Source organism: Alicyclobacillus sp. SP_1 (genome assembly GCF_024706985.1).
Lineage (GTDB): Bacteria > Bacillota > Bacilli > Alicyclobacillales > Alicyclobacillaceae > Alicyclobacillus_I.
Genome location: NZ_JAMCCX010000003.1, coordinates 1 through 1,168 on the forward strand (window position 1 = coordinate 1; position 1,168 = coordinate 1,168).

Here is a 1,168-nt window from a genome sequence, read left to right on the forward strand (position 1 = left end):
CCATACACTTTCATTCGACAAATTGCACGCGAAATCCTTGTTACAGCAGGGTTTTTAGTTCATTCAGCAGTCCCTAAGTGGAGGTGAAGCATTGGAAATCGACGACGTGCTTTCCTCATGGGTCACGCAATTCGCGGATCGACTGACGTATCTTGCGTATACGCATGTCCGCAATCAGGCCACAGCAGAAGACATTGTCCAAGAGTCTTTTATCAAGGCTATGAAATCGCTCGGACAGTTGAAGCAAGTTGAAAACCCGTTACCCTGGCTCATGCGGATCGTCATCAATGAATGCCATGCGACGAAAAGAAAGTCGTGGTGTAAACGTGTCCTTTTTATGGAGAAGGACAACGCCATCCTCAGCGCCGAGGACATGTATCTGGCACGGTCGCAGGACCGTGAACTCTACCAAGCAATTCTTTCTCTCGATGGAAAGTATAGGGTTCCGATCATCCTGTTCTATTTTGAAGACTTGCCTGTCAAAGATATTGCATTGGCCATGAATCTGGAGTCGGGAACGGTTCGAACACGTTTGCATCGTGGGCGCAATCAGTTGATGGAAATCCTCGAGGGGAGGTATCGGCGTGACGGTCGATCCGCGAATTCGGAAAGCTAAACCGCAGTATCTCGCTGTGGACAAAGACAAAATGTTGTCCGCATTGGAGAACCACGCTAGGACGAAACGAACGAAAGCAGGGTTTTGGAATCTGCAGTTTATGGTGCTGTGGATATGCGTACCGCTTGCTTTAGTCTTGGTCGCCGGATCCGTTGGGTTTACAGACTCCACGTATCATGTTGTAAGGACACGCACCGTGACTGCTGTGGTAGGTCATTTGCCAAAACGAGTCCAAACCGAAGAGATGAAAAGGCTCGCTATCTATGCCACCGAGTTGGGGCCATTTATTCAAGCGAAGCATCCAATGGCACTGCCGAGCATCGAGATCGCCAAATCCGGGGATACCATTACTCCGAGGACGAAGGAAGTCATTATCGCGGGTGTTCCCTTTATTCTGCAAGATGTCATACAGAAGCAGAACTATGCGCTCCCTGATACACACGTTCCTGTCTCCAGTGAATTTGTAGCGGCCAAGTGTTACTGCTAGAGCATAGTGGCCGTAGGTTGATGGTGTCTGTTGTCCGGAAATTGACGGATTGGCTGGCCAGAGTG

Annotated in this window: 2 protein-coding genes; both read left to right on the plus strand. The window is 49.5% G+C overall.

What is annotated here, in order from left to right:
- Window positions 1–91: 91 nt before the first annotated feature.
- Complete coding sequence (locus M4I36_RS00015; protein WP_258109551.1) at window positions 92–616, plus strand: sigma-70 family RNA polymerase sigma factor; 525 nt, start codon at window positions 92–94, stop codon at window positions 614–616.
- The gene (locus M4I36_RS00020) at window positions 585–1,103 is read left to right on the plus strand and encodes a hypothetical protein (protein WP_258109552.1); all 519 of its coding nucleotides are present in this window, start codon (window positions 585–587) and stop codon (window positions 1,101–1,103) included. The genes M4I36_RS00015 and M4I36_RS00020 overlap by 32 nt, the downstream gene beginning before the upstream one ends.
- The last annotated feature ends 65 nt before the right edge of the window (window positions 1,104–1,168 follow it).